Raw genomic sequence first — 20209 nt, 5'->3', positions numbered from 1 at the left:
CACTGTCCAATCGTAAAACAGAACTTACCCATGTCTAATATTATATACTACTTACTTCAAGGTTTCCTTTATTGTCTTCTAAATAAGATTGTATATCTTGTATGCCTTCTAATGAACGGACTAAAATAGAAGGGTCTATAATTGTAATCATTCTATCTTCAAGATTAGCAATATTCGTGAAGTATTTTGTCTTAGAATAATTCATAATACCCAGCTGTTTTAAAGATTCAGAAGGGATATCTAAAATCTCCTTTGCCTCTTTTACAAGAATACCAACTGACATTTCTTCCGTATGCATCGTAACAACACGGGCATTAGCATTCATAAGACCACTCTGATTATATAGAATCTGTTCAAAATCAATTATAGGCACAAGTTCTCCTCTAATTTTCATCAATCCTATCAAATAAGTCGGTAAATGAGGGATAGGATTAACTTTATCTAGCTTTTCGATAGAAACTACATGATCAATAGATACTGCATATTCTTCATTTCCGGATTGAAACACAACTACCTTTTGAGAAGACATGGATTAAAACCTCCTGGTGCATTATTCTGCGGCAACCTTTACGATTTCTACAAGTAAATCTGCTAGTTTTTCAAGTTCCTCCACTGGCATTCTTTCATTTGTGGTATGGATTTCCTCATAACCGACTGAAAGAATTACTGTTGGTACACCAAAGCCAGCTATTACATTGGCATCGCTACCACCACCGCTTGTTTTTATATCGGCTTTTCTTCCTATATTTTCAACCGCACGCTTTGCAACCTGTACGACTTGATGATTTTCTTCAAAACGGAAGCCTGGATACATTAATTTAGTTTCCGTAGTAGCTGTTCCACCGAATTGCTCTGCTTTTTCTGCAAATGTATTTACCATATGCTCAACCTGTGCATCTAGCTTTTCTTTATCGATAGAACGAGCCTCTGATAAAATATGAACAGTATCGCAAACAATATTTGTTGCCTGACCTCCCTCGAAGCGACCTATATTAGCAGTTGTTTCATAATCTATTCTACCTAATTTCATAGCTGCGATTCCTTTAGCAGCTAATGTAATCGCTGAAACACCTTTTTCAGGAGCAACACCGGCATGCGCAGTTTTTCCAGTAATGGTAGTCCAAAGCTTTGCTTGATAAGGTGCTGCAGTAACAATACCGCCTACTTCTCCATCACTGTCTATAGCATAACCGTAAGTTGCAGTTAGCAAGGAAGGGTCCATTTCCTTAGCTCCAACTAGGCCACTTTCTTCTCCAGCAGTTATGACCACTTGTATATCTCCATGCTCGATGGACTGCTCTTTTAAACGACGTATTGCTTCGAATAATGCTGCAATCCCTGCTTTATCATCAGCACCTAGTATAGTGGTACCATCAGAGTAAATATAGCCATCCTCTTTAATAACTGGTTGGATTCCCTTACCTGGCACAACCGTATCCATGTGAGTAGTAAAGTAGATGCTATCTGCCGAAGACTTATTTCCCTTCAAGGTAGCAATTAAATTACCAGCTCCATGTCCAGTTCTCTGTGCTGAGTCATCTTCCAGAACTGAAAAACCGAGCTGCTCGAGCTTATTCTTTAAAATTGGTGCAATAACTTGCTCATGCTTTGTTTCAGAATCTATCTTCACTAATTCAAAAAATTCTTCTATTAAACGATTCATCTTGTAAAAGACTCCTTTATAATGGGATATTCCCGTGCTTTTTCTTAGGTCTAGTTTCTTTCTTGTTACGCATCATCTCTAGTCCTTGGATTAACTTGATGCGAGTCTCTCTCGGATCTATAACATCATCTACCATCCCCATGGAAGCTGCTACATATGGATTCGCAAATTTTTCACGATACTCTTCAATCTTTTCAGCACGAACCTGTTCAGGATTATCGCTAGAGGCAATTTCTCGAGCAAAAATAATATTTGCTGCTCCCTGTGGCCCCATAACCGCAATTTCGGCATTTGGCCAAGCAAAAACTAGATCTGCCCCGATAGATTTAGAGTTAAGCGCCACATATGCTCCACCATATGCTTTACGTAAAATAACAGTCATCTTTGGAACTGTAGCTTCCGAATAAGCGAATAAAATCTTTGCACCGTGTCGTATAATACCACCATGCTCTTGTTTTATCCCTGGGAAGAAGCCAGTCACATCTTCAAACGTGATTAAGGGAATATTGAAGGAATCACAGAAGCGAATGAACCTAGCTGCCTTATCAGACGAGTCGATATCGAGTCCACCAGCCATAACTTTCGGTTGGTTACAGATTAATCCTACAACCTCTCCTTTAATACGAGCCAAGCCTACTACTATATTCTTTGCAAACTCTTTATGAACCTCCATAAATGAATCCTTGTCAACGACCTGATCGATTACCTTACGAATATCATATGGACGAATTGCCTCAAAAGGTACGATGTCTGCTAAATCTGGGCGGTCATCATCTTCTTCTAATGGCTCTAGAACTGGTGGTTTTTCCTCAAAGCTTTGTGGAAGGTAGCTCAATAGCTGTCTTACACTTTGTAAAACTTCTTCTTCTGTTTTACCGCGGAAGTGTGCATTACCACTAATCGTATTATGTACTTTAGAACCTCCAAGATCTTCTGAAGATATCTTCTCTCCTGTAACTGTTTCAATTACCTTAGGTCCTGTAATAAACATTTGGCTTGTTTCATCTGTCATAAACACAAAGTCTGTAATAGCTGGGGAGTAAACCGCTCCACCCGCACAAGGTCCGAGAATTACAGATATTTGTGGAATAACACCGGAGTAGATAGCATTACGGTAGAAAATTTGTCCATATCCATCTAAAGAAACAACGCCTTCTTGAATACGTGCACCGCCTGAATCATTTAAACCTATAAACGGAGCACCGTTTTTAGCAGCCAAGTCCATCACGTTGGAAATTTTAAGTGCGTGCATCTCTCCTAGAGCCCCGCCGAAAACAGTAAAGTCTTGTGAAAATAGGTATATAGCTCGACCATTTACTTTTCCGTATCCTGTAACAACACCATCTCCTGGCCCCTCTTGCTTGTCCATGCCAAAGTCAACCGTACGATGTTTTATAAATGGATTCAACTCAACAAAAGATCCTTCATCTACTAGCAGTTCAATTCTTTCTCTAGCAGTCAGCTTCCCTTTTTCATGCTGTTTTTCTATTCTTTCGTCTCCTCCACCTAATTCCACTTTACGTTTACGGTCATATAGATCATTAATTTTTTCGTAGATATCCATTAGTTATTTCGCTCCCCTTGATTTATCGCATAGTTCATATAAAACTCCACCAGAAGATTTAGGGTGAATGAAAGCAACCTCAGCCCCTCCTGCCCCAATTTTAGGAGTCTCTTGTATTAAACGAACTCCCTTTTCCTTTAACTCATCTAGTCGCTCCTGAATGTTTTTCACTCCGAATGCGACATGATGAATTCCTTCACCCTTTTTTTCGATGAAGGCGTGAATGGTACTAGTCTCATCAATTGGTTCCAGTAACTCTAGTTTGACATTTCCGCTGTCGATAAAAGCTACTCTTACTTTTTCGGATTCTACTTCCTCAATATGTATAAGTTTCAAGCCTAAAATTTCAGTATAGTATGGTAAAGAGTTTTCTAAGCTTTTTACAGCAATTCCGATATGGTCTACCTTTTCCATTGTTTGCACATCCTCTATTGTTTGACTATTCACTATACTATTGTACATATATTACAAAAAAAAATCTCTACCTCTTGTGCATTTTTTCAATTTTGATAAAATAGGAGTACAAGCAAAAGGAGAGAATTTAATGCGCAATCAAACATTTCGTAAGATTATTGTATATCTCATGATATTTGTCATGGTAATGTCCACATTATTGTTCGGTCTAAGCTTCGTATTATAGGAAATAAATGAATGTAAAAACAGCGGGTAGCAATTTATGCTTCCGCTGTTTTTTTGTAGACTATACTTCCTCGCAATACTCTTCGAATAAACCTTGAAGATGTGTAATGACTGAGGTTGGGGCATGCCCTTCAATTTCATGACGACCTATTTCTGCTACTACTTGTCCATCTTTTAACATTACAAATGATGGGGATGAAGGCAAATGATCATCTCCGAACATATTACGGGCTTGTTGTGTAGCTAATTTGTCTTGACCAGCAAATACAGTGACTAAATGATCAGGACGTTTGTCATAATGCACAGCATTTGCAGCTGCAGGACGAGCGATGCCGCCAGCACATCCACAAACAGAGTTGATCATTACTAGAGTTGTACCTTTTCTAGCGAAAGCAGCTTCTACTTCTTCCGGAGTAGTTAATTGTTCATAGCCACTGTTTTCCATTTCACTACGCGCTTGTATAATCATATCGTTCATTAATAAGTTAAAATCCATATTCATTTGACAGCTCTCCTTTTTCAATTCAAACTAAGTTTATCAGATTATTTATATGAATTCGAGGAAAATAACTCCTGAATAGCATCAGAAACAGTGATTTTTTCTTCTCTTACTTGTTGTTCTAACTGTTTCATCGTCTGCTTTCTTTCAATTGAGGCAAAAAAGTCATCATACAATCGATCTACAATCATTGATTTAAACCAATCAATCGTTTGTTCTTTTCTTCTCTTTTGCCAAAAATGCTGGTAATTCATTTTTTCCTCGAAGCTCTTAATTGTCGCCCACACCTTATCTAGACCTCGGTCATGTAAGGAGGAAACCGCAAGCGCTGGGGTTGTCCAATTGGGAGCAGAGGGAGCCAGAAAATGTAATATTTGTTTATATTCAGCTACCGTTTTTTTGGCTAAGGCTTCATTAGCGCCATCTGCCTTGTTGACGACGATTGCGTCTGCTAGCTCCATAATACCTTTTTTCATTCCTTGTAATTCATCACCTGCACCCGTCAAGGCAAGAAGTAAGAAAAAGTCTACCATTCCCCTAACGATAGTCTCACTTTGACCGACTCCTACTGTTTCTACTAATATGACGTCATATCCAGCAGCCTCACATAGCAGCATGGTCTCCCTAGACTTTTTATGCACGCCTCCCAGTGTACCTGCAGAAGGTGACGGACGTATAAAAGCGTTTGGATGCTTTGCCAGCTCTTCCATCCTAGTCTTATCCCCTAATATGCTTCCGCCGGTTAGGGATGAACTTGGATCAATTGCCAGTACGGCTACTTTATGACCGGAATTACATAGCATTTTTCCAAAGGCCTCAATGAACGTACTTTTTCCTACTCCAGGCACCCCAGTTATGCCTATGCGAATACTATTACCAGTGTGAGGTAACAATCGTTTCAGAAGCTGTTGACCTATCGTTTGTTGCTCAGAGGTAGTGCTTTCAATAAAAGTAATCGCTTTGGCCAAATGAAGTCGAGAGCCCTGTTTAATCTCATCACTATACGCTTTAGTATCTATAGAAAGAGTAGTCTTCTTTGAAAACTTTTTAACCGAAGACCTACCCATACCGTCGTGCTGAGATGTTACACCGCTCTTGACATGTAAAGAAGAGGTTACCTTTTCCTCATCTGCCATTATCCTTCCACTTCCTCGTAGCCAAGTCGCTTATAAATTTCCTCGATAACTTTTTGAGCTGCGACCGGAATAACAGTACCAGGACCAAATATAGCAGAAGCTCCATTTTCGCGTAAGAAAGCATAATCCTGTGCTGGAATAACACCACCAACAACGATTAAAATATCCTCACGACCAAGTTTCGCAAGTTCTTCTTTCAATGCTGGTACAAGGGTCATGTGTCCCGCTGCAAGCGAGCTAACTCCAATTACATGGACATCATTTTCAACTGCCTGCTGAGCTGTTTCTGCAGGAGTTTGGAATAGTGGACTAATATCAACGTCAAAGCCTAAGTCAGCAAATGCAGTAGCAATTACTTTTGCGCCACGGTCATGTCCATCCTGGCCCATTTTTGCGATTAAAATTCGAGGTCGTCTACCCTCGTTTTCTTTAAAATCCTCTGCCATTTGCTTCACAGAATCAATTTCTTCTGCGTCACTAAAATTAGCACTATATACTCCACTCACTGAGCGAATCACCGCCTTATGTCTACCTGCCACAACCTCTATCGCATCTGATATTTCCCCAATAGTCGCTCTTTGGCGAGCGGCATTTACTGCTGCAGCTAGAAGATTTTCATTACCCGTTTTAGCAGCCTCAGTTAATGCTGATAAGGCTACTTGAACAGCTTTTTCATCTCTATTAGCCTTAACACGTTCCAAGCGTTCCATTTGTTTTTGACGAACAACTGTATTATCAATATTTAAGATGTCGATGGCATCCTCTTGCTCAAGACGGTATTTGTTCACCCCAATGATAATCTCTTTTGAAGAATCTATTTGGGCTTGTTTTTTAGCAGCGGCTTCCTCGATTTTCATCTTTGGTAACCCTGTTTCAATCGCTTTCGCCATTCCGCCTAATTCTTCAATTTCTTCTATTAAAGTCCAAGCCTTCTCCATCAATTCATTTGTTAACGTTTCTACATAATAAGAACCGCCCCATGGATCAATTACCTTTGTCATGTTTGTTTCTTCCTGTAAGAAAAGCTGTGTATTCCTTGCAATTCTAGCGGAAAAGTCTGTTGGAAGTGCAATCGCTTCATCTAAAGCGTTTGTATGCAGGGATTGAGTGTGTCCCATTGCTGCTGCATTTGCCTCTACAAGAGTACGAGTCACGTTGTTAAAAGGATCTTGCTCTGTTAAGCTCCACCCAGAAGTTTGCGAGTGAGTTCGTAGAGCTAGAGACTTAGGGTTTTTAGGGTCAAAGCTCTTCATCATCTGAGCCCAAATTCTTCGTGCCGCTCTCATTTTTGCTACTTCCATGAAATAGTTCATACCAATTGCCCAGAAGAACGACAGTCGAGGAGCAAATGAGTCTATTTCAATCCCTGCGTTTATGCCTGTACGTACGTATTCTAATCCATCAGCAAGTGTATAGGCCAACTCGATGTCAGCTGTTGCTCCTGCCTCCTGCATATGGTAGCCGGAAATAGAAATGGAATTAAACTTTGGCATGTGCTGCGCTGTATATGCAAAAATGTCAGCAATTATTTTCATAGACATTTCCGGTGTATAAATATACGTGTTACGTACCATATATTCTTTTAAAATATCATTTTGGATCGTTCCTGCAAGCTGTTCCGGTGTAACACCTTGCTCTTCTGCTGTAACAATGTAAAATGCCATAATAGGTAATACTGCGCCGTTCATGGTCATGGAAACAGACATTTGATCTAACGGTATACCATCAAAAAGGATTTTCATGTCCTCCACCGAGTCAATTGCAACACCTGCTTTGCCGACGTCGCCTGTTACTCGCTCATGATCAGAATCATATCCTCTATGAGTTGCCAAATCGAAAGCTACAGACAGACCTTTTTGACCCATTGCTAGATTTCTTCTATAAAATGCATTACTTTCTTCCGCTGTAGAAAACCCTGCATATTGTCGAACAGTCCAAGGCTTCGACACATACATCGTTGGATAAGGTCCACGTGTATTGGGAGCTATTCCTGGCAGATCATTTATATGGTTTACATTCTTTAAATCTTCCGTCATGTATTGTGATTTAAGTTCGATTCCCTCATTAGACATAAAGGAACCATGTTGACTGTCTACTTTATTTCCAGCTTTTTTTAATACTTCTTCTATAGAAACAGCTTCATAATTAGGCGTTGTCATGTGAACCCTCCTTCTGAGCTAGTGCCAGTAATTCTTTTCCTTTTATAAGAAGAGACTGTCCTGCATAAATAGAACCAGAGAGCCCTGCTTCTAACCAATCCTCATACTCCTCGAACTTCCCTGCTACATCTAATGGCACGGAAAGCTTTTCATTCAATAGAGCAGGTACTAGTCCAGCTGTTTGGTCATCATTACCTACAAAAACAGCATATTGAATATTGTCATTCTCGATCCACTGCTGTAAATCAAATGGCTTTAAATTGGCTTCTGCAAGGACGGGAGTAATTCCGATCGCATTCAAAAAGCCATTAACATAGTCCAGTCTAGGCTTATACTCCTTTAGAACACCATAAGGAAGTATGGCAGTCTTAAGTGGAGTCTGTTTAAAAGCTTTTCGTAGGTCTTCAAAAGGTTCTGCTAAACGTTTATAGTCCGTATGTTTAACCGGATTTTCTATTACATCAACGGGGTTAGCATAATTATTCGTACCGATTAGAGATTTTTTTCGAGATGACACTGCCTTTAACTGTAGCTCCCATTTCTCTTGAGCTCGTTGAAGTAGCATACTTTCTCTCGATTCTGGGGAGCTATCTTTCATAAGCTCAATAAAATATGCCCAAGCCTTCTCAACAAGCTGTTTAGTCAATGACTCAATATAGAAAGAGCCTCCAGCTGCATCGATTACACGTTGAATATGTGTTTCTTCCTTTAGTACAAGTTGCATATTGCGAGCAATACGGTTAGAAGTTGCAGTTGTGCCAGTTAAATAATTATATGGATATGCACTTACAAAATCTGCACCACCCAATACGCAAGACAATGTACTGTTACCAGCACGCAATAAGTTTACTGTTTCATCAAGTGCTGAGAAAGACCGGAGAGAGGTTTCTGCATATACCGGTATAGCCTTCGCATTTTCTTTACCAAATGCTTCTCCAAACGCCTTCCAAAGTATTCTAAAAGCTCTCAGCTTTGCAATTTCCATAAAGAAATTAGTGTCTACTGAAAATTGTACAAAAGCATTTTCTTCTACTTTCTCGATACCATGAAGATGCACAAATGTATCCGCTTGCACTAATACGCTCGCTAATTCGCTAATTGCATCCCCACCAGCCTTATGTAACTTGGAGCCATCTAAATGTAATGTACGAGCTCCTTTAAACTCTTCTTCTGCTCCTATTATAGAACCATTTAAATAATCAAAGTGCTTTAAGAAACTTGGATCATTTTTTACATCAAGTAACACCTCATAATGTTGGAAAAGCTCCTTCAACTCCTGAAGCTGTGAATCATTCCACTTGTGGTCAATCTTTACTTTATAATTAATGACATTATTTCCTTTGGAAAGGCTTTCGTTCAGATTAGATAGAATTTCCTCTGATGTTAACCCTACTGATTGCTGTGCAACCTTCCAGCTTGCTGATTCTTTACTTTCTCTTACAGTTTTAGTTTGTTCATCGGGGATATTTTCCAAATCCGCTAATGTGTAAAGCGGTTTCAATATAATATCTTCTAACGTCTTAGTTTCTAAAGATTCTAACGATTTACCTTTTAATGATTTTACTGCAGCCTGCTCCCATTCCGTAAAGCTTGCTTCATTAAATTTGGTTTGCTTCATGTCGTTTATAGTCATATGAACGCTTTCGCTTCCCCCTTATATAATTATTGTTATATATCTATTCTACATGAGTGATTCAAGGTAATAAAGTGATTTAATGACTTATCAGTATATTAAGGATAATTTCCTAAACAGTCCGATTCTCTTCTGTGTATCAGCGATCGAACATATAATTTGAAAATAAAACAATAATTGAATCCATTTTTCTCTATTCTTATAATTATTGGCAATGTTAAAGGCTAGGGTTGATTTATGATGTGTTCTAAATCGGCAAGTAGAATTGATTTTTCGCACCAGCCGGACGCTTTCCTCGGGGTGAGCGATAAGCCATCACCCATCGCTTTCGCGCGTGGTTGTGATGTCTTATCTGTCTCACTCATCCCGTAGGAGTCGCCGTCTGGTGCTCCAATCAATAAATGGAGAACGGCTTTAATTTCAAAAATTATTTATGAATAGTCATTTAAATTGTACAGTCGGAATAAAAGAAATGTTTAGTTAAAATCAACCAATAACTTTAACAAAGCGTTAATAAATTATATCTGTCTATGTAAAAAGGTATATCACATTTTTAATTATGGATTTAACTCAAATTAATGTAAAACTTTAAAACGAAAGAGGTCAAAAATGACAGTAATCTTTTTAGGCTTTATTTTATTTCTTAGCCTTTCAATAGGATTTATAGCTGCTTATATGGTGTATGGGATACTTCACCAAAAATATGAAAAAATATTCGGGTTGTTATGTGGATTATTATTAATTGGTTTACTGGTATTTGAAATTGTTCCAGAAGCTCTCGAGTCCTTTGAAAAGCTAGGGTTGTTTTTAGGATTCATTAGCGGTTACTACTTGTATAGCTTAATAATTCCACATCGACACGCTACAAACAATGAAACACGTACAATAAGTCCTCTGATTATTGGACTATTTTTACATACGATTCCCTTAAGTCTGACCATTGGCTCGTTACTTCATAATGATTCGTTCCCTTTATCCATCACTATTTCTACAGTACTGCATCATATTCCAGAAGGATTTGCTCTTACAACACTTTTTCTGCTTTATAAGAAGAAAATCATAGGCTTAATGATTTGTTTTATTTCTCTCTCCATTTGTTTTATTTCTTTCATTTGGATTGGGGAACACCTGATTGTCTCAACTAGAATCCAAGGGATTTTTATGGGGGTTTCTATTTACCTTATTGGTACAATCAGCTTAAAAGAATTTATTGTTCCTTTTTTTAGAGGCAACTGAAAATCATAATAAATTAAAAATACATGTGACTTTCGTCAAGTAACCATCGTAACTGGACTTGTATTAGTAGGGTGTAATCCAGTTAAAACAACTGATAATAACGAAAAAGATATACATGAAGTCTCAGATAGTACCAGCACACTTAGTGAATTTTCCTCTGTAATTACACCCGGCTCAGAACAGAATGTAGATGGCCCTCCTCATTATGAAGCAAAAAACAAAGGAGAGCTATCTATTCAGGATGCAAAAAATGCTTATGAAATGTGTGCAAGAGCGCTGACCGACTATTATAAGGCGATATGGAATGGTACGGATATTGAATTGAATGCTTTTATGAATAATGAAAACCTTGTACATTATACACAAAAGAAGATACAATCCCAATTTGACTTGTATTTCACGATTAAGCTTGCAGATGACTTTGTACAAAGTGTGGGTATTGCCACTCGTGATGTAGATTGGGAAGTGGAGTATACGAACAATGAGGATGGAGGTTTTCTCTATTTACACTTACCTGCAGAAATCAATTATAATCAAGGTAGCTTTGGTGAAGCCACTGAATTTCTAGTGCGTAATGAAAATGATCAGCTGGTCATTGTTGATTGGTATACAGGTGGGAAGGATACTTATGATTTTATGGTTCGAGGAGAAAACGAAACGATTGACAACCCAACTATTTGGAATAATAGTCAATGGGTGAAGGAGATAAATAGTAATCAGCTTAATTTCTCAGGCTCAACTCGATAATTACATACAGCTAACTTGTAATACACAATTAAATTTAATGCTGGCTGCTACTAATAAAATTTATGAACAGCTGTAAAAAAGAAAATAAGAGTTTACAGTTCAATTAGCTACTCATCTAAACTGTTCCTGTAGAAGGTAATAAGAAGGACTAGTACTGGTTCTGTGGCAACTTCCGATATTTATTTAGTGTGGGTCTTGCTCTTCGGGAATGGTACTAAATACTAAGCTTTTATCATTTCTGACTGTCACATAATTTTCAAGCTGATGGACCCATCCGTCTTCTCCTTTTACACCTCTTCCAGCTAATATAAAGCTATCTGGATTTATGCTCTTAACGGAGAATTCTAATCTATATACGTCTTCCGAAGCTTCATTTGTATAGCTTAACTCTAGATCGTCTAAAGTAAATTCGGTTACCATGTCATCATTTTTCAAATTCTCCGTTGCTGTATCCGTAATTCGTTCTCTTAGCTCATCTTCTGCTGAACCTCCCCTTAAAAAGAAAAACCAAAAAGGAACAGCCATAACTAAAAGAAAACAAAGAATCAAAAAAGATAATTTAAGCATTAAAATTTTTTGATATGGTGTAGTTGAGATTAGCTTCACGGCTAGCTCCCCCTTTCATAAAAGTAAACGTAATTTACATAAATAACATCGATAATCCTGGTGAGGCAATAACTCTAGTAGTCTGAATCTTAAACCCCAGAATCCCACTTTTCCTATTTTAATGACCCTCCATAGGTGTAGTACTGAATACTAGTGTCTCGTTATCCTTGACCGTTACATAATTCACTTTTTCATTGATCCAACCACTTTCGCCCTTAACCCCTCCTCCTGTCAGTATAAAATTTGTTGGATCTGTAGGTTTAATGGAGAAAGTTATTATATATACCTCTTCTGACTCTTTGTTTTTATGACTTAGCTTAATCTTGTCAATTGTGAACTCCGAAATAGTGGGATCTTCCTTCAGCAGAGAACTTGCAGCAATATGGATATTTTCAGTTAAATCTCCCGAGACATTAGTGCTGTTGCTACTTTTAAGTAACCAAACGATGCTAAGAACAATTGCAAAAATAAGTAGTATTAAAAATATATTTTTCCCATTCTTAGAGGAAGGTGATTTAGAAATTAGTTTCACCTTTAACACTTCCTTATCTACAAAAATCGTATACTTATCTTTATATATACGATTAACTTCTAGAAAACATTCGCCACCTCCCTCACTGTTAATACAAAGGAAAAATTATTAGAATTTCGGCATGTCGATTGCGGTATGACTAATTTTTCTACGTATAGAAAAGTATTAGTCTACATATGAAGACGCGATCTTTACTATAATCACCAAAAAACCCCGAGAGATGTGACTCACGAGGAAATTCAGTAATATGATGAAACTCTTTAGGAAACGTTTCCTATTGTTAGATTCACTATTATGAAAGAGAATCCCTTTTACCAAAAGCCATGCCATCTTACTTCTACATTCCTTGCCTGCCTTTTTAAATCTACGTCCCTCATTTTACAGCTCCTGCCGTTAGCCCTTCCATAAACTGCTTCGATGCAAGGAGAAAAAGAACCATCATAGGCAATGAAGCTAATGTTAGCCCTGCAAACAAAGACCCCCAGTCGGCTGAATGCTCCCCAAAAAGAGAAAGCATACCAACAGGAATCGTCATTTTTGCCTTTTCAGTTATAAATATGAGCGGGAAGAAAAAGTCATTCCAAGCAGCTATAAAGTTTATTATGACAACTGTTCCTATAGCAGGTCGCATAAGTGGAAGAAGCACATGCCAAAGGGTACGAAGATTCCCAGCCCCATCCATCCTTGCCGCCTCCTCAAGTTCCATCGGTAACGTCTTGAAAAAGCCTGTTAAAATAAGCATTGTAATAGGGGCACCAGTAGCTATATTCATAAGTATTAAAGACCATAAAGAATTGATGAGGCCTAGATCACGCATCAAGATAAATAACGGAACTATCCCAAGCTTTATCGGAATCATCATACCTAGCAAAAACACAAAGAAAATGGCACTATTCCAGCTAAAGTTAAATCGAGCAATATAAAATGCAGCCAAAGAACAAAATAACACGACTAGAACTACAGAAGTAACGCTCACCATGACACTATTATAAAAATATTGGTCAAATGGAATCTTATTTAATAACGTTCTGTACGTATCTAGACTAAAGCTTGTAGGTAATCCTAAGGGATCCTTGAATATCTCCGAACTAGATTTAAAAGAAGACATAAACATTAAAAAAATTGGATATAAGCTGACGGTAGCAACTCCGAACATGACAATATAATAAAATGGCCTGGTCCAAATAGTATTTTTCTCCATACTTTTCACCTCTTACATTTGTACTTCTTTTTTATTCATAAGCTTTAGGAAGATCATTGTACATATTAATATGAAGAAAAATAAAACAGTCGCAAGTGCGGAGCCAAGTCCAATTGCCGTTGAGCTAGAAGCAGTGGAGCTACCAAAGGCAAGTCGATAAAAAAATACTGCCATTGTATCTGTTGAGTAATATGGTTCTCCCATCGAGCCTTGCATAGCATAAACGAGCTCAAATGCTTCGAACGATTGAATAAAGGTCAAAACCGTCATAATCAATATAGATGGAATCATTAATGGGATGTATATCTTTCGTAACATGGAAACTCCCTTTGCTCCATCCAGTCTTGCAGCTTCGATGAGTTCACCTGGAATGCTTTGGAAACCAGCTAAAAATATTAGTACACCAAACCCCAAGCCGAACCAACAGTTCACAAGGATAATGGAAATTAGAGCTGTTTCTGGCTCACCCAACCATGCTCTTTGTAGATCTTCTAAACCAAGCTTTCCTAAAATAAGATTGAGTGTACCAAAGTTAGGATTTAAGATTAGCTTCCACAAGAAACCAACTACAATAACTGATAATAACCGCGGTAAGAAAAAAGCTACTTTGAAAAATTCAGCACCTTTTACTTTTTTATAGACTATAAAAGCTAAAAGAAAAGCAAGGCCATTTATGACAACCATTTGTATGCAAAAGTAAAGGACATTATGGGAAAAAGCATTCCTAAACATGGACCCATAAGGCTCTGTAGTAAAGAGAGTGACAAAATTATCCAAACCAACAAAGGCATCTCTTGTGAATCCTTTAAAGGAGAAGAAGCTATATGATAATGCTGCTAGTATAGGATAGAGTACAAACATCCCATAAATGATTAATATAGGGACGGGGAAAAGGTGGATCGTCCACCCCTTCCCCTTCTTTGAACGCTTTACTGGAGCTGTTTCTTCTGACATATTTCACAGCCTCCTTACTTATTTATTGAAAGGGGGAAAACCACGATTCAGCACTTTTTTGCACCTTATCGGCTACTTCCTCTGGTGTAACCTCGCCAAGATACATTCCTTGTAATTCTGTTTCTAGGACAGTTTTTGTAGTAGGATCTCCACCTGTAAAATTTATAACCCAATAATACGGGGTTGAACTTGTTTCCACCGCTTTACTTAGCTCACTAAGAAGCTCATCTTCTGAACTGATCCCAGGAATTGCACTAATCATATTAAATTCTTTCACAAAAAGCTCTCCAAATTCCTTTGTTGTTAAAAACTGAAGAAACACCTTAGCTGCTTCTTTGTTTTTAGAATTTGCATTTATCGCAAATGAACCGTCAACCCACGAAGTTACTGTTTGATTTCCTTGCTTAGACGGCATTGCGAAATACCCATAATCTAAGTCTCCGTTTAAATCGTTAACTACGGGAATTTCCCAGCTCCCAAGTGGGAACATCGCTGCCTGCTCCATAGCAAACATCGTGCGAATATCATCCATTCCTAGCCCCTCAGAGTTTTTCGGGAAGTATTTCTTTAAATCATTCATTACTTGAATGGACTCTTTAAATGCCGAATCAGTAAAATCCGTTTCCCCTTTGATCAGCTTTTCTGCAAAGGTATTTCCATCAACAACCCCTGCTCCAACTATTCCATGGGTTAACGACAATAGCCAACCTTCTTTAGTTCCCATTGCAATAGGCGTAACTCCGGCTTCTAATAGCTTCTCATTCACTTCTATAAACTCATCCCACGTTGTAGGGATTTCAATTCCATGGTCTGCGAATATCTTTTTATTGTAGAAGAATTGAGTGGAGCTAATATTCAGGGGAACCCCGTATTGCTCTCCGTCAGCTCCTCGAGATGCAGCTAGAAATTCATCGGAATACTGGCCTAACCCTTCTAAATCACTAATCGGCTCTACAAATCCAGCATCCACTAGCTTTAATCCTGCACCATAAGGTCTTAAATGAAAAATGTCAGGGCCCTCTCCTGCTTGTAGTGCAGTATTTAATACTGTATTGTATTCTGTATTTTTAGTCGGGTTAAATTCTACCTGTATTTCCGGGTGTGTTTCGTTAAAAAGTGCGATTACTTTTTCATATTTCGAAACATCCTCTGTTCTCCAGCTTCCAATGGTTAAGTTTACTGTTTCCTTATCTCCTGATGTGGCAACTTTGTCTCCATCTCCCTGTGAGCCAGTTGTGGACGAACTATTTTCCTTATCATCTGAACAAGCACCTATAATGAAGGTAACCAACATAATCAAAAAAATTGTAAGACCATTTTTAATCCAACTTTTCATAATTAGTACTCTCCTTTTTTATAAACGTCTCGTAAACGCTTTCATGGATCTCCAGTCTAAACTCTTTTTTTGGAACATCCCTCCCGTAATGTATTGCATTGGTTAACAGCACCACAAATAGTTTTTCTTTTGGATCTATCCATATAGATGTTCCAGTAAATCCTGTATGTCCAAATGAGCCAATGGACCAGTCTGTACTGATTGTAACTTCAGTATCTTTACCATTCCATACTTCAAAGCCTAGACCCCTGTGTTCAAAAAATTTTTGATGACAGTCTTGTAACCAGGCAGGATTAAATACAGTTTGATCAGATGGATGTAACCAGTAATGCACGTATTGAACAAGGTCATCCAAACACGAGAATAATCCTGCACTTCCTGATACCCCATTTAACATATATGCTTTTTCATCGTGTACTACTCCTTGGACATAGCTCCCATTCATATATTCAGTTGATGCTATAAGACTTCTAACCTCTTCTTTAGGATTAAATGTCGTATTTTTCATCCCCATTGGTATGAGAACTTCCCTCTCTACAAATTGATCGAAAGTCTCTCCCGACACTTCCTCAATAATTTTCCCTAACAAAATCATTCCTAAATCGCTATAAACTACAGTTTTTCCTGGCTCAAAAATTGGATTGACACTAAGTATCTCCTCTAAAACATCTCGATTCTCTCCTCTTTTTACTGGTGGGGATAAATCTGCAGGTAGACCACTATTATGATAAAGAAGGTGTTCAATATTAATATTTGGATATTGGAATTGTGGAATATACTTTTGAACAGAATCCTTTAGAGATACCTGTTTTTTATCTAGCAGAACGAGAGTGGCTGGTAATGTTGCAACTACTTTGGTTAATGATGCGATATCAAAAACAGTTTCCAAAGTGATTTCCTTTACTTCACCAGTATTTGTAACAAATGAGCCAAAGCTGTCCCTATATAGCACTACATTGCCTTGCTGAACATGAATGACGCCTCCAGGTATTTTCTTAGCTACCAAGTATTCATTTATAATATTCCTAAGCATAATTCCCTCCTCCATTAAATTTAATTTTCTGATAATTATTAATTACAGTATATAAAATATCATTCTAAGAAACAATCGAATTTTTAAAATACTATTTTAAGTTGCTTGCATTGCAGAACGCGTCAGCCAGATATAGAAATGAGCAGCTTTCAAATTTAAAAAAGCGAGCAACTGGACCAGTTAACGTCCGCTTACTCGCTTTAAATACTTTTAAGGACTCATAAACAAATTTCAAACGGGAGAAAAATAGATTAAACAACTACCGTTAGCTTCCTCATGAATAAACCAGTGTATAATAAACCGATCCCAATCATAAGGATAATTCCAATATATACAGACATCATGGTCGGTACTAAAAATGCCCCGATAATAATCGTGGAGCGAGCGATTAAGTCTGCTCCGCTAAATGAGAAGTTAGAAAATGCGGAGTAAGATCCCCTTTTGTCTGCGGGTATCATATTTGCTTGCTCGGCATTTCTTACAGGTGAATATATCAACTCACCAACCGTAGCAATTAAATTAAAGAATATAAGTATATACCATGTATTGGCAGATGTTATCGTTATGTATCCAATACTATATAATGCTAACCCCACTAGCAATACACGCTTATTGCTGAAACGATCCGTTATTTTGTTGATAAAAAAAGTCAAACAAACGACTAAAAGCATGTTTTCTATATTAAGTAAACTTAGCATTCTAACTCCGGCAAGCTCGAAATCTCCTATTTGGACCGACTGAAAAGTTTCCGCTAGCCTTACACCTATATAGCTGTTTAAAGAAAACTCGGCAGCAAAAATGAACATGGATCCAACGACTACCTGGACGAACGGTTTATCTTGAAAGGCAATTTTATAATTATGTATGAGATCAATAAAAACGTTTTTGTGCTGCTTTTCTAAAAGCTTATTATGTCCATCCACCAACCAAATTTTATATGCGATTGGAAGGCATAAAGAGGTAAAAGAGAGTAACATAAACAATTCAATCTGATGGTTTAAATATAGTAATCCCCCTAATGCAGCCCCTATAGCCATTGACAAATTGGTAAGCCAGTAATCCAGCGCATATACTTCTTTTCGATTATCAGGAGAAGTAGAATCGATGATGATTGCATGCATTGCAGGCCTCCCTAAACTGCTTGTAATAATATATAGCGTATAAGCGATTGCAAACATCCAAATGATATTAGATTTAGGTAGCAAGCTAAGGGTCATGCAAACGAACATACACCCACTTAAGAGAGATGTAATTACTAATAAACCCTTTCTTGGTAAGCGGTCAGAAATATATCCTCCAATTAGACTGATAAAAAAACTTACACATACTGTACCTATTAAAAATAAACCAGCCCAGACCTTACTCATCTCTTGAGCAAAGAACAATGCCATAAAAGGCATAACAGCAGATGAAACTGCCCTATTAAAAAAAGATGTAATCAATCGGACCTTAATATTTTGTGGGTAGTTTTTCCATTTCATGTTGTACTCCTCCTCTGTATTTAGTATATTAAACTAGACTTTTTAATATAAAAATGGACAAATAGGCAAAAGTTGTCCACTTATAGAGGTGTATGACATGGATCGCTCATTATTAACCCTTTGGAACACTGTTCCCTCTGGCAATATAAAGCAGGAAGAAATTGCAACTATAATAGGCTTCAGCACTAAGCAAACAAAGCGATATTTACAAAGATGGTCTTCAGAAGGATGGATAAAATTTATTTCTGGTAAAGGTAGAGGGAATTCCTCCCAGTTAACGTGGTTAAAAAATGTAGAGGCTTGTTTCGAGGAGCAAGTCATGCAGATTTTAGAACATGAAAGTGCAGAAATAAGTAGCAAATACTTAATGTTTGACTGGTCGACAGAATGTCGACAAAGACTAATGAAAAAATTCCAAAACAAACTTGGCTTTGAACAACAAATAAACGATAAGCTTATTGTTCCAAGGAAAAATCCTTTTCTCACACTTCATCCACTGAAAGCAGCAGACTCACATAGCGCTAATATTGTTGCTACAGTATACAATCGTCTAGTTTCTGTTGATGAAAGCGGAATAGTATCTCCAGAGCTTAGTCATAGCTGGGATATGACAGACTCGAAGCTTCGTCTTTACTTAAAAAAAGATATTGCTTTTCATGACGGATCCATTCTCACTGCAGAAGATGTTGTAAATTGCCTTCGGAAACTTAAAGATGATCCGCAATTTCGTTTGCTCTGCGAGCCAATTAAACAAATAGAGGCAATTACTCCCCTGATAGTTGATATTACATATCCTGCAGGTTGTAGCTACTGCTTGCAGCTTCTAGGAAGCATGAATGCCAGTATTTATAAGGAGCATTTAGACTTTGTTTATGGGACAGGCTGCTACTATGTAGAGGAAAATGGTCCATCCATTACTACATTAGTCGCATTTAAAGACTTTTACGGTGAAAGACCTCTTTTAGATACAATAGAGTTTGTTCAAGTTCCGGAGGATTTCGAAAATGTATATCGCACGTCCTCCAATCAGCAAACCTATTTTCCCATTGAAAGTGACTCAGGCTTTGGGGTAGTTTTGATTAGTCCTCAATTAGATATAGACCAAAGACACTATCTTCATTATATTATTTCGAAATACCGGCACGAGATAAATACGGCGGATGATAGACTTTTACCTAATGAAGAAGGATGCTTAATTGGAATAAGTACACCGTATGAATTACATAACATACCTCGACCGAAGTTCAAGAAACCTATTATATTAAAACTAGTAAAATACACTAACAAATCTTCACACTGGTTAAAAGAAATACTTACTAAGAATGGCATTCCCGTTGATATTATTACAGTTTCCTTTAAAGACAATCTATTAAATAGGGAATTAAACCCTAAAACTGACTTATATATACATGGAGAAATCTTTGAGATGAATCAAAATTATTCTTTTTTTCATTTTCTTATGAATGGCTATTCCCCATTAGCCACTGTATTAAAAGGACAAAAGAAATACCAAAACAAATTAAAGGAATACGCCATTACTCCATTTGAAGAATGGACAGCTCTTAATAAAGAAATAGACCGTATGCTAATAGAAGATTCGTTGGTTTGTCCTTTATATTATTCAAAACGGCATATCCCTTTTTCTGCTGACTTAATGAACATTAAGATCAAGCATTTTGGTTTTGTGGATTATTCTAAACTATGGGTAAAGCCTAATATTCCATTAGATTAAGGAATGATGTTTTATACTTTATAAAAAAAACTGAAGACAACTTTTAGTTTGTCTTCAG

19 protein-coding genes are annotated in these 20209 nt (G+C 37.6%); 4 read left to right on the top strand and 15 right to left on the bottom strand.

Annotated features, from left to right (window positions below; translation table 11 throughout):
* Positions 1-40 precede the first annotated feature (40 nt).
* From MKY09_RS08750 to mce, 4 genes are read right to left on the bottom strand one after another with little or no spacing between them, the layout of a single operon-like run.
* Positions 41-529 (bottom strand): chemotaxis protein CheW, encoded by a 489-nt coding sequence (locus MKY09_RS08750; RefSeq protein WP_340883336.1) that lies wholly within the window; start codon positions 527-529, stop codon positions 41-43.
* 21 nt (positions 530-550) lie between these two features.
* Complete coding sequence (locus MKY09_RS08745) at positions 551-1663, bottom strand: M20/M25/M40 family metallo-hydrolase (protein WP_169358199.1); 1113 nt, start codon at positions 1661-1663, stop codon at positions 551-553.
* 16 nt (positions 1664-1679) lie between these two features.
* Positions 1680-3227, bottom strand: coding sequence for an acyl-CoA carboxylase subunit beta (locus tag MKY09_RS08740; protein ID WP_169358198.1), 1548 nt, complete (start codon positions 3225-3227; stop codon positions 1680-1682).
* Positions 3228-3230: 3 nt separating this feature from the next.
* Positions 3231-3641 carry a methylmalonyl-CoA epimerase gene (gene mce, locus MKY09_RS08735; protein ID WP_169358197.1) on the bottom strand — a complete coding sequence of 137 codons (411 nt, stop codon included), beginning with the start codon at positions 3639-3641 and terminating at the stop codon, positions 3231-3233.
* Between the two features lie 130 nt (positions 3642-3771).
* Between mce and prli42 the strand changes: the two genes are divergently transcribed.
* On the top strand, positions 3772-3867 hold the full coding sequence (gene prli42, locus MKY09_RS08730) for a stressosome-associated protein Prli42 (protein ID WP_151109618.1): 96 nt from the start codon (positions 3772-3774) through the stop codon (positions 3865-3867).
* A 60-nt stretch (positions 3868-3927) separates the two neighbouring features.
* Here prli42 and MKY09_RS08725 read toward each other — a convergent pair whose 3' ends face one another.
* Genes MKY09_RS08725 through MKY09_RS08710 form a run of 4 tightly spaced genes read right to left on the bottom strand, consistent with a single transcriptional unit; the run spans position 3928 to position 9293 of the window.
* Complete coding sequence (locus tag MKY09_RS08725) at positions 3928-4368, bottom strand: BrxA/BrxB family bacilliredoxin (protein WP_169358196.1); 441 nt, start codon at positions 4366-4368, stop codon at positions 3928-3930.
* Positions 4369-4409: 41 nt separating this feature from the next.
* Positions 4410-5501: a methylmalonyl Co-A mutase-associated GTPase MeaB gene (meaB, locus tag MKY09_RS08720; RefSeq protein ID WP_169358195.1), complete on the bottom strand. Its 1092-nt coding sequence runs from the start codon at positions 5499-5501 to the stop codon at positions 4410-4412.
* Positions 5501-7660 (bottom strand): methylmalonyl-CoA mutase, encoded by a 2160-nt coding sequence (scpA, locus tag MKY09_RS08715; protein WP_342568085.1) that lies wholly within the window; start codon positions 7658-7660, stop codon positions 5501-5503. Before scpA ends, meaB begins: the two co-directional genes overlap by 1 nt.
* Entirely contained in the window at positions 7647-9293 is a 1647-nt protein-coding gene (locus tag MKY09_RS08710; protein ID WP_342568084.1) for a methylmalonyl-CoA mutase family protein, read from the bottom strand. The genes scpA and MKY09_RS08710 overlap by 14 nt, the downstream gene beginning before the upstream one ends.
* Before the next feature lie 609 nt (positions 9294-9902).
* Here MKY09_RS08710 and MKY09_RS08705 point away from each other — a divergent pair.
* Both MKY09_RS08705 and MKY09_RS08700 read left to right on the top strand, forming a co-directional pair.
* The gene (locus MKY09_RS08705; protein WP_342568083.1) at positions 9903-10529 is read left to right on the top strand and encodes a hypothetical protein; all 627 of its coding nucleotides are present in this window, start codon (positions 9903-9905) and stop codon (positions 10527-10529) included.
* A gap of 261 nt (positions 10530-10790) precedes the next feature.
* Positions 10791-11276, top strand: a complete 486-nt coding sequence (locus MKY09_RS08700) for a hypothetical protein (protein ID WP_342568082.1) — start codon at positions 10791-10793, stop codon at positions 11274-11276.
* A 183-nt stretch (positions 11277-11459) separates the two neighbouring features.
* Here the strand turns inward: MKY09_RS08700 and MKY09_RS08695 are convergent, their stop codons facing one another.
* From MKY09_RS08695 to MKY09_RS08665, 7 genes are all read right to left on the bottom strand, one after another.
* Entirely contained in the window at positions 11460-11882 is a 423-nt protein-coding gene (locus MKY09_RS08695) for a hypothetical protein (protein WP_169358190.1), read from the bottom strand.
* Positions 11883-12000: 118 nt separating this feature from the next.
* Positions 12001-12414 (bottom strand): hypothetical protein, encoded by a 414-nt coding sequence (locus tag MKY09_RS08690; RefSeq protein ID WP_342568081.1) that lies wholly within the window; start codon positions 12412-12414, stop codon positions 12001-12003.
* A 373-nt stretch (positions 12415-12787) separates the two neighbouring features.
* Positions 12788-13615, bottom strand: a complete 828-nt coding sequence (locus MKY09_RS08685) for a carbohydrate ABC transporter permease (RefSeq protein ID WP_251552980.1) — start codon at positions 13613-13615, stop codon at positions 12788-12790.
* Between the two features lie 12 nt (positions 13616-13627).
* A complete protein-coding gene (locus MKY09_RS08680; RefSeq protein ID WP_298466603.1) occupies positions 13628-14569 on the bottom strand; it encodes a sugar ABC transporter permease in 942 nt (313 codons plus the stop codon).
* Positions 14570-14591: 22 nt separating this feature from the next.
* Positions 14592-15905, bottom strand: coding sequence for an extracellular solute-binding protein (locus MKY09_RS08675; RefSeq protein WP_169358186.1), 1314 nt, complete (start codon positions 15903-15905; stop codon positions 14592-14594).
* Positions 15889-16938 carry a serine hydrolase domain-containing protein gene (locus MKY09_RS08670; protein ID WP_298466600.1) on the bottom strand — a complete coding sequence of 350 codons (1050 nt, stop codon included), beginning with the start codon at positions 16936-16938 and terminating at the stop codon, positions 15889-15891. The genes MKY09_RS08675 and MKY09_RS08670 overlap by 17 nt, the downstream gene beginning before the upstream one ends.
* Before the next feature lie 251 nt (positions 16939-17189).
* A complete protein-coding gene (locus tag MKY09_RS08665) occupies positions 17190-18419 on the bottom strand; it encodes an MFS transporter (RefSeq protein WP_251552977.1) in 1230 nt (409 codons plus the stop codon).
* 97 nt (positions 18420-18516) lie between these two features.
* On the opposite strand from MKY09_RS08665, the gene MKY09_RS08660 reads away from it, so the two are divergent.
* Positions 18517-20151, top strand: coding sequence for an ABC transporter substrate-binding protein (locus tag MKY09_RS08660; protein WP_298466595.1), 1635 nt, complete (start codon positions 18517-18519; stop codon positions 20149-20151).
* The last annotated feature ends 58 nt before the right edge of the window (positions 20152-20209 follow it).

Source organism: Psychrobacillus sp. FSL K6-4046 (genome assembly GCF_038624605.1).
Taxonomy (GTDB): domain Bacteria; phylum Bacillota; class Bacilli; order Bacillales_A; family Planococcaceae; genus Psychrobacillus.
Note: the sequence above shows the minus strand (reverse complement) of the source record. Positions and strands in the feature narration are given on the sequence as shown.

Coding starts and splice junctions, on each gene's coding strand:
- MKY09_RS08745 (WP_169358199.1), bottom strand. CDS start 1,663: ATGAATCGTTTAATAGAAGAATTTTTTGAATTAGTGAAGATAGATTCT.
- MKY09_RS08705 (WP_342568083.1), top strand. CDS start 9,903: ATGACAGTAATCTTTTTAGGCTTTATTTTATTTCTTAGCCTTTCAATA.
- prli42 (WP_151109618.1), top strand. CDS start 3,772: ATGCGCAATCAAACATTTCGTAAGATTATTGTATATCTCATGATATTT.
- scpA (WP_342568085.1), bottom strand. CDS start 7,660: ATGACAACGCCTAATTATGAAGCTGTTTCTATAGAAGAAGTATTAAAA.
- MKY09_RS08725 (WP_169358196.1), bottom strand. CDS start 4,368: ATGAATATGGATTTTAACTTATTAATGAACGATATGATTATACAAGCG.
- MKY09_RS08665 (WP_251552977.1), bottom strand. CDS start 18,419: ATGAAATGGAAAAACTACCCACAAAATATTAAGGTCCGATTGATTACA.
- MKY09_RS08670 (WP_298466600.1), bottom strand. CDS start 16,938: ATGCTTAGGAATATTATAAATGAATACTTGGTAGCTAAGAAAATACCT.
- MKY09_RS08680 (WP_298466603.1), bottom strand. CDS start 14,569: ATGTCAGAAGAAACAGCTCCAGTAAAGCGTTCAAAGAAGGGGAAGGGG.
- mce (WP_169358197.1), bottom strand. CDS start 3,641: ATGGAAAAGGTAGACCATATCGGAATTGCTGTAAAAAGCTTAGAAAAC.
- MKY09_RS08740 (WP_169358198.1), bottom strand. CDS start 3,227: ATGGATATCTACGAAAAAATTAATGATCTATATGACCGTAAACGTAAA.
- meaB (WP_169358195.1), bottom strand. CDS start 5,501: ATGGCAGATGAGGAAAAGGTAACCTCTTCTTTACATGTCAAGAGCGGT.
- MKY09_RS08685 (WP_251552980.1), bottom strand. CDS start 13,615: ATGGAGAAAAATACTATTTGGACCAGGCCATTTTATTATATTGTCATG.
- MKY09_RS08660 (WP_298466595.1), top strand. CDS start 18,517: ATGGATCGCTCATTATTAACCCTTTGGAACACTGTTCCCTCTGGCAAT.
- MKY09_RS08750 (WP_340883336.1), bottom strand. CDS start 529: ATGTCTTCTCAAAAGGTAGTTGTGTTTCAATCCGGAAATGAAGAATAT.
- MKY09_RS08700 (WP_342568082.1), top strand. CDS start 10,791: ATGTGTGCAAGAGCGCTGACCGACTATTATAAGGCGATATGGAATGGT.
- MKY09_RS08710 (WP_342568084.1), bottom strand. CDS start 9,293: ATGACTATAAACGACATGAAGCAAACCAAATTTAATGAAGCAAGCTTT.
- MKY09_RS08675 (WP_169358186.1), bottom strand. CDS start 15,905: ATGAAAAGTTGGATTAAAAATGGTCTTACAATTTTTTTGATTATGTTG.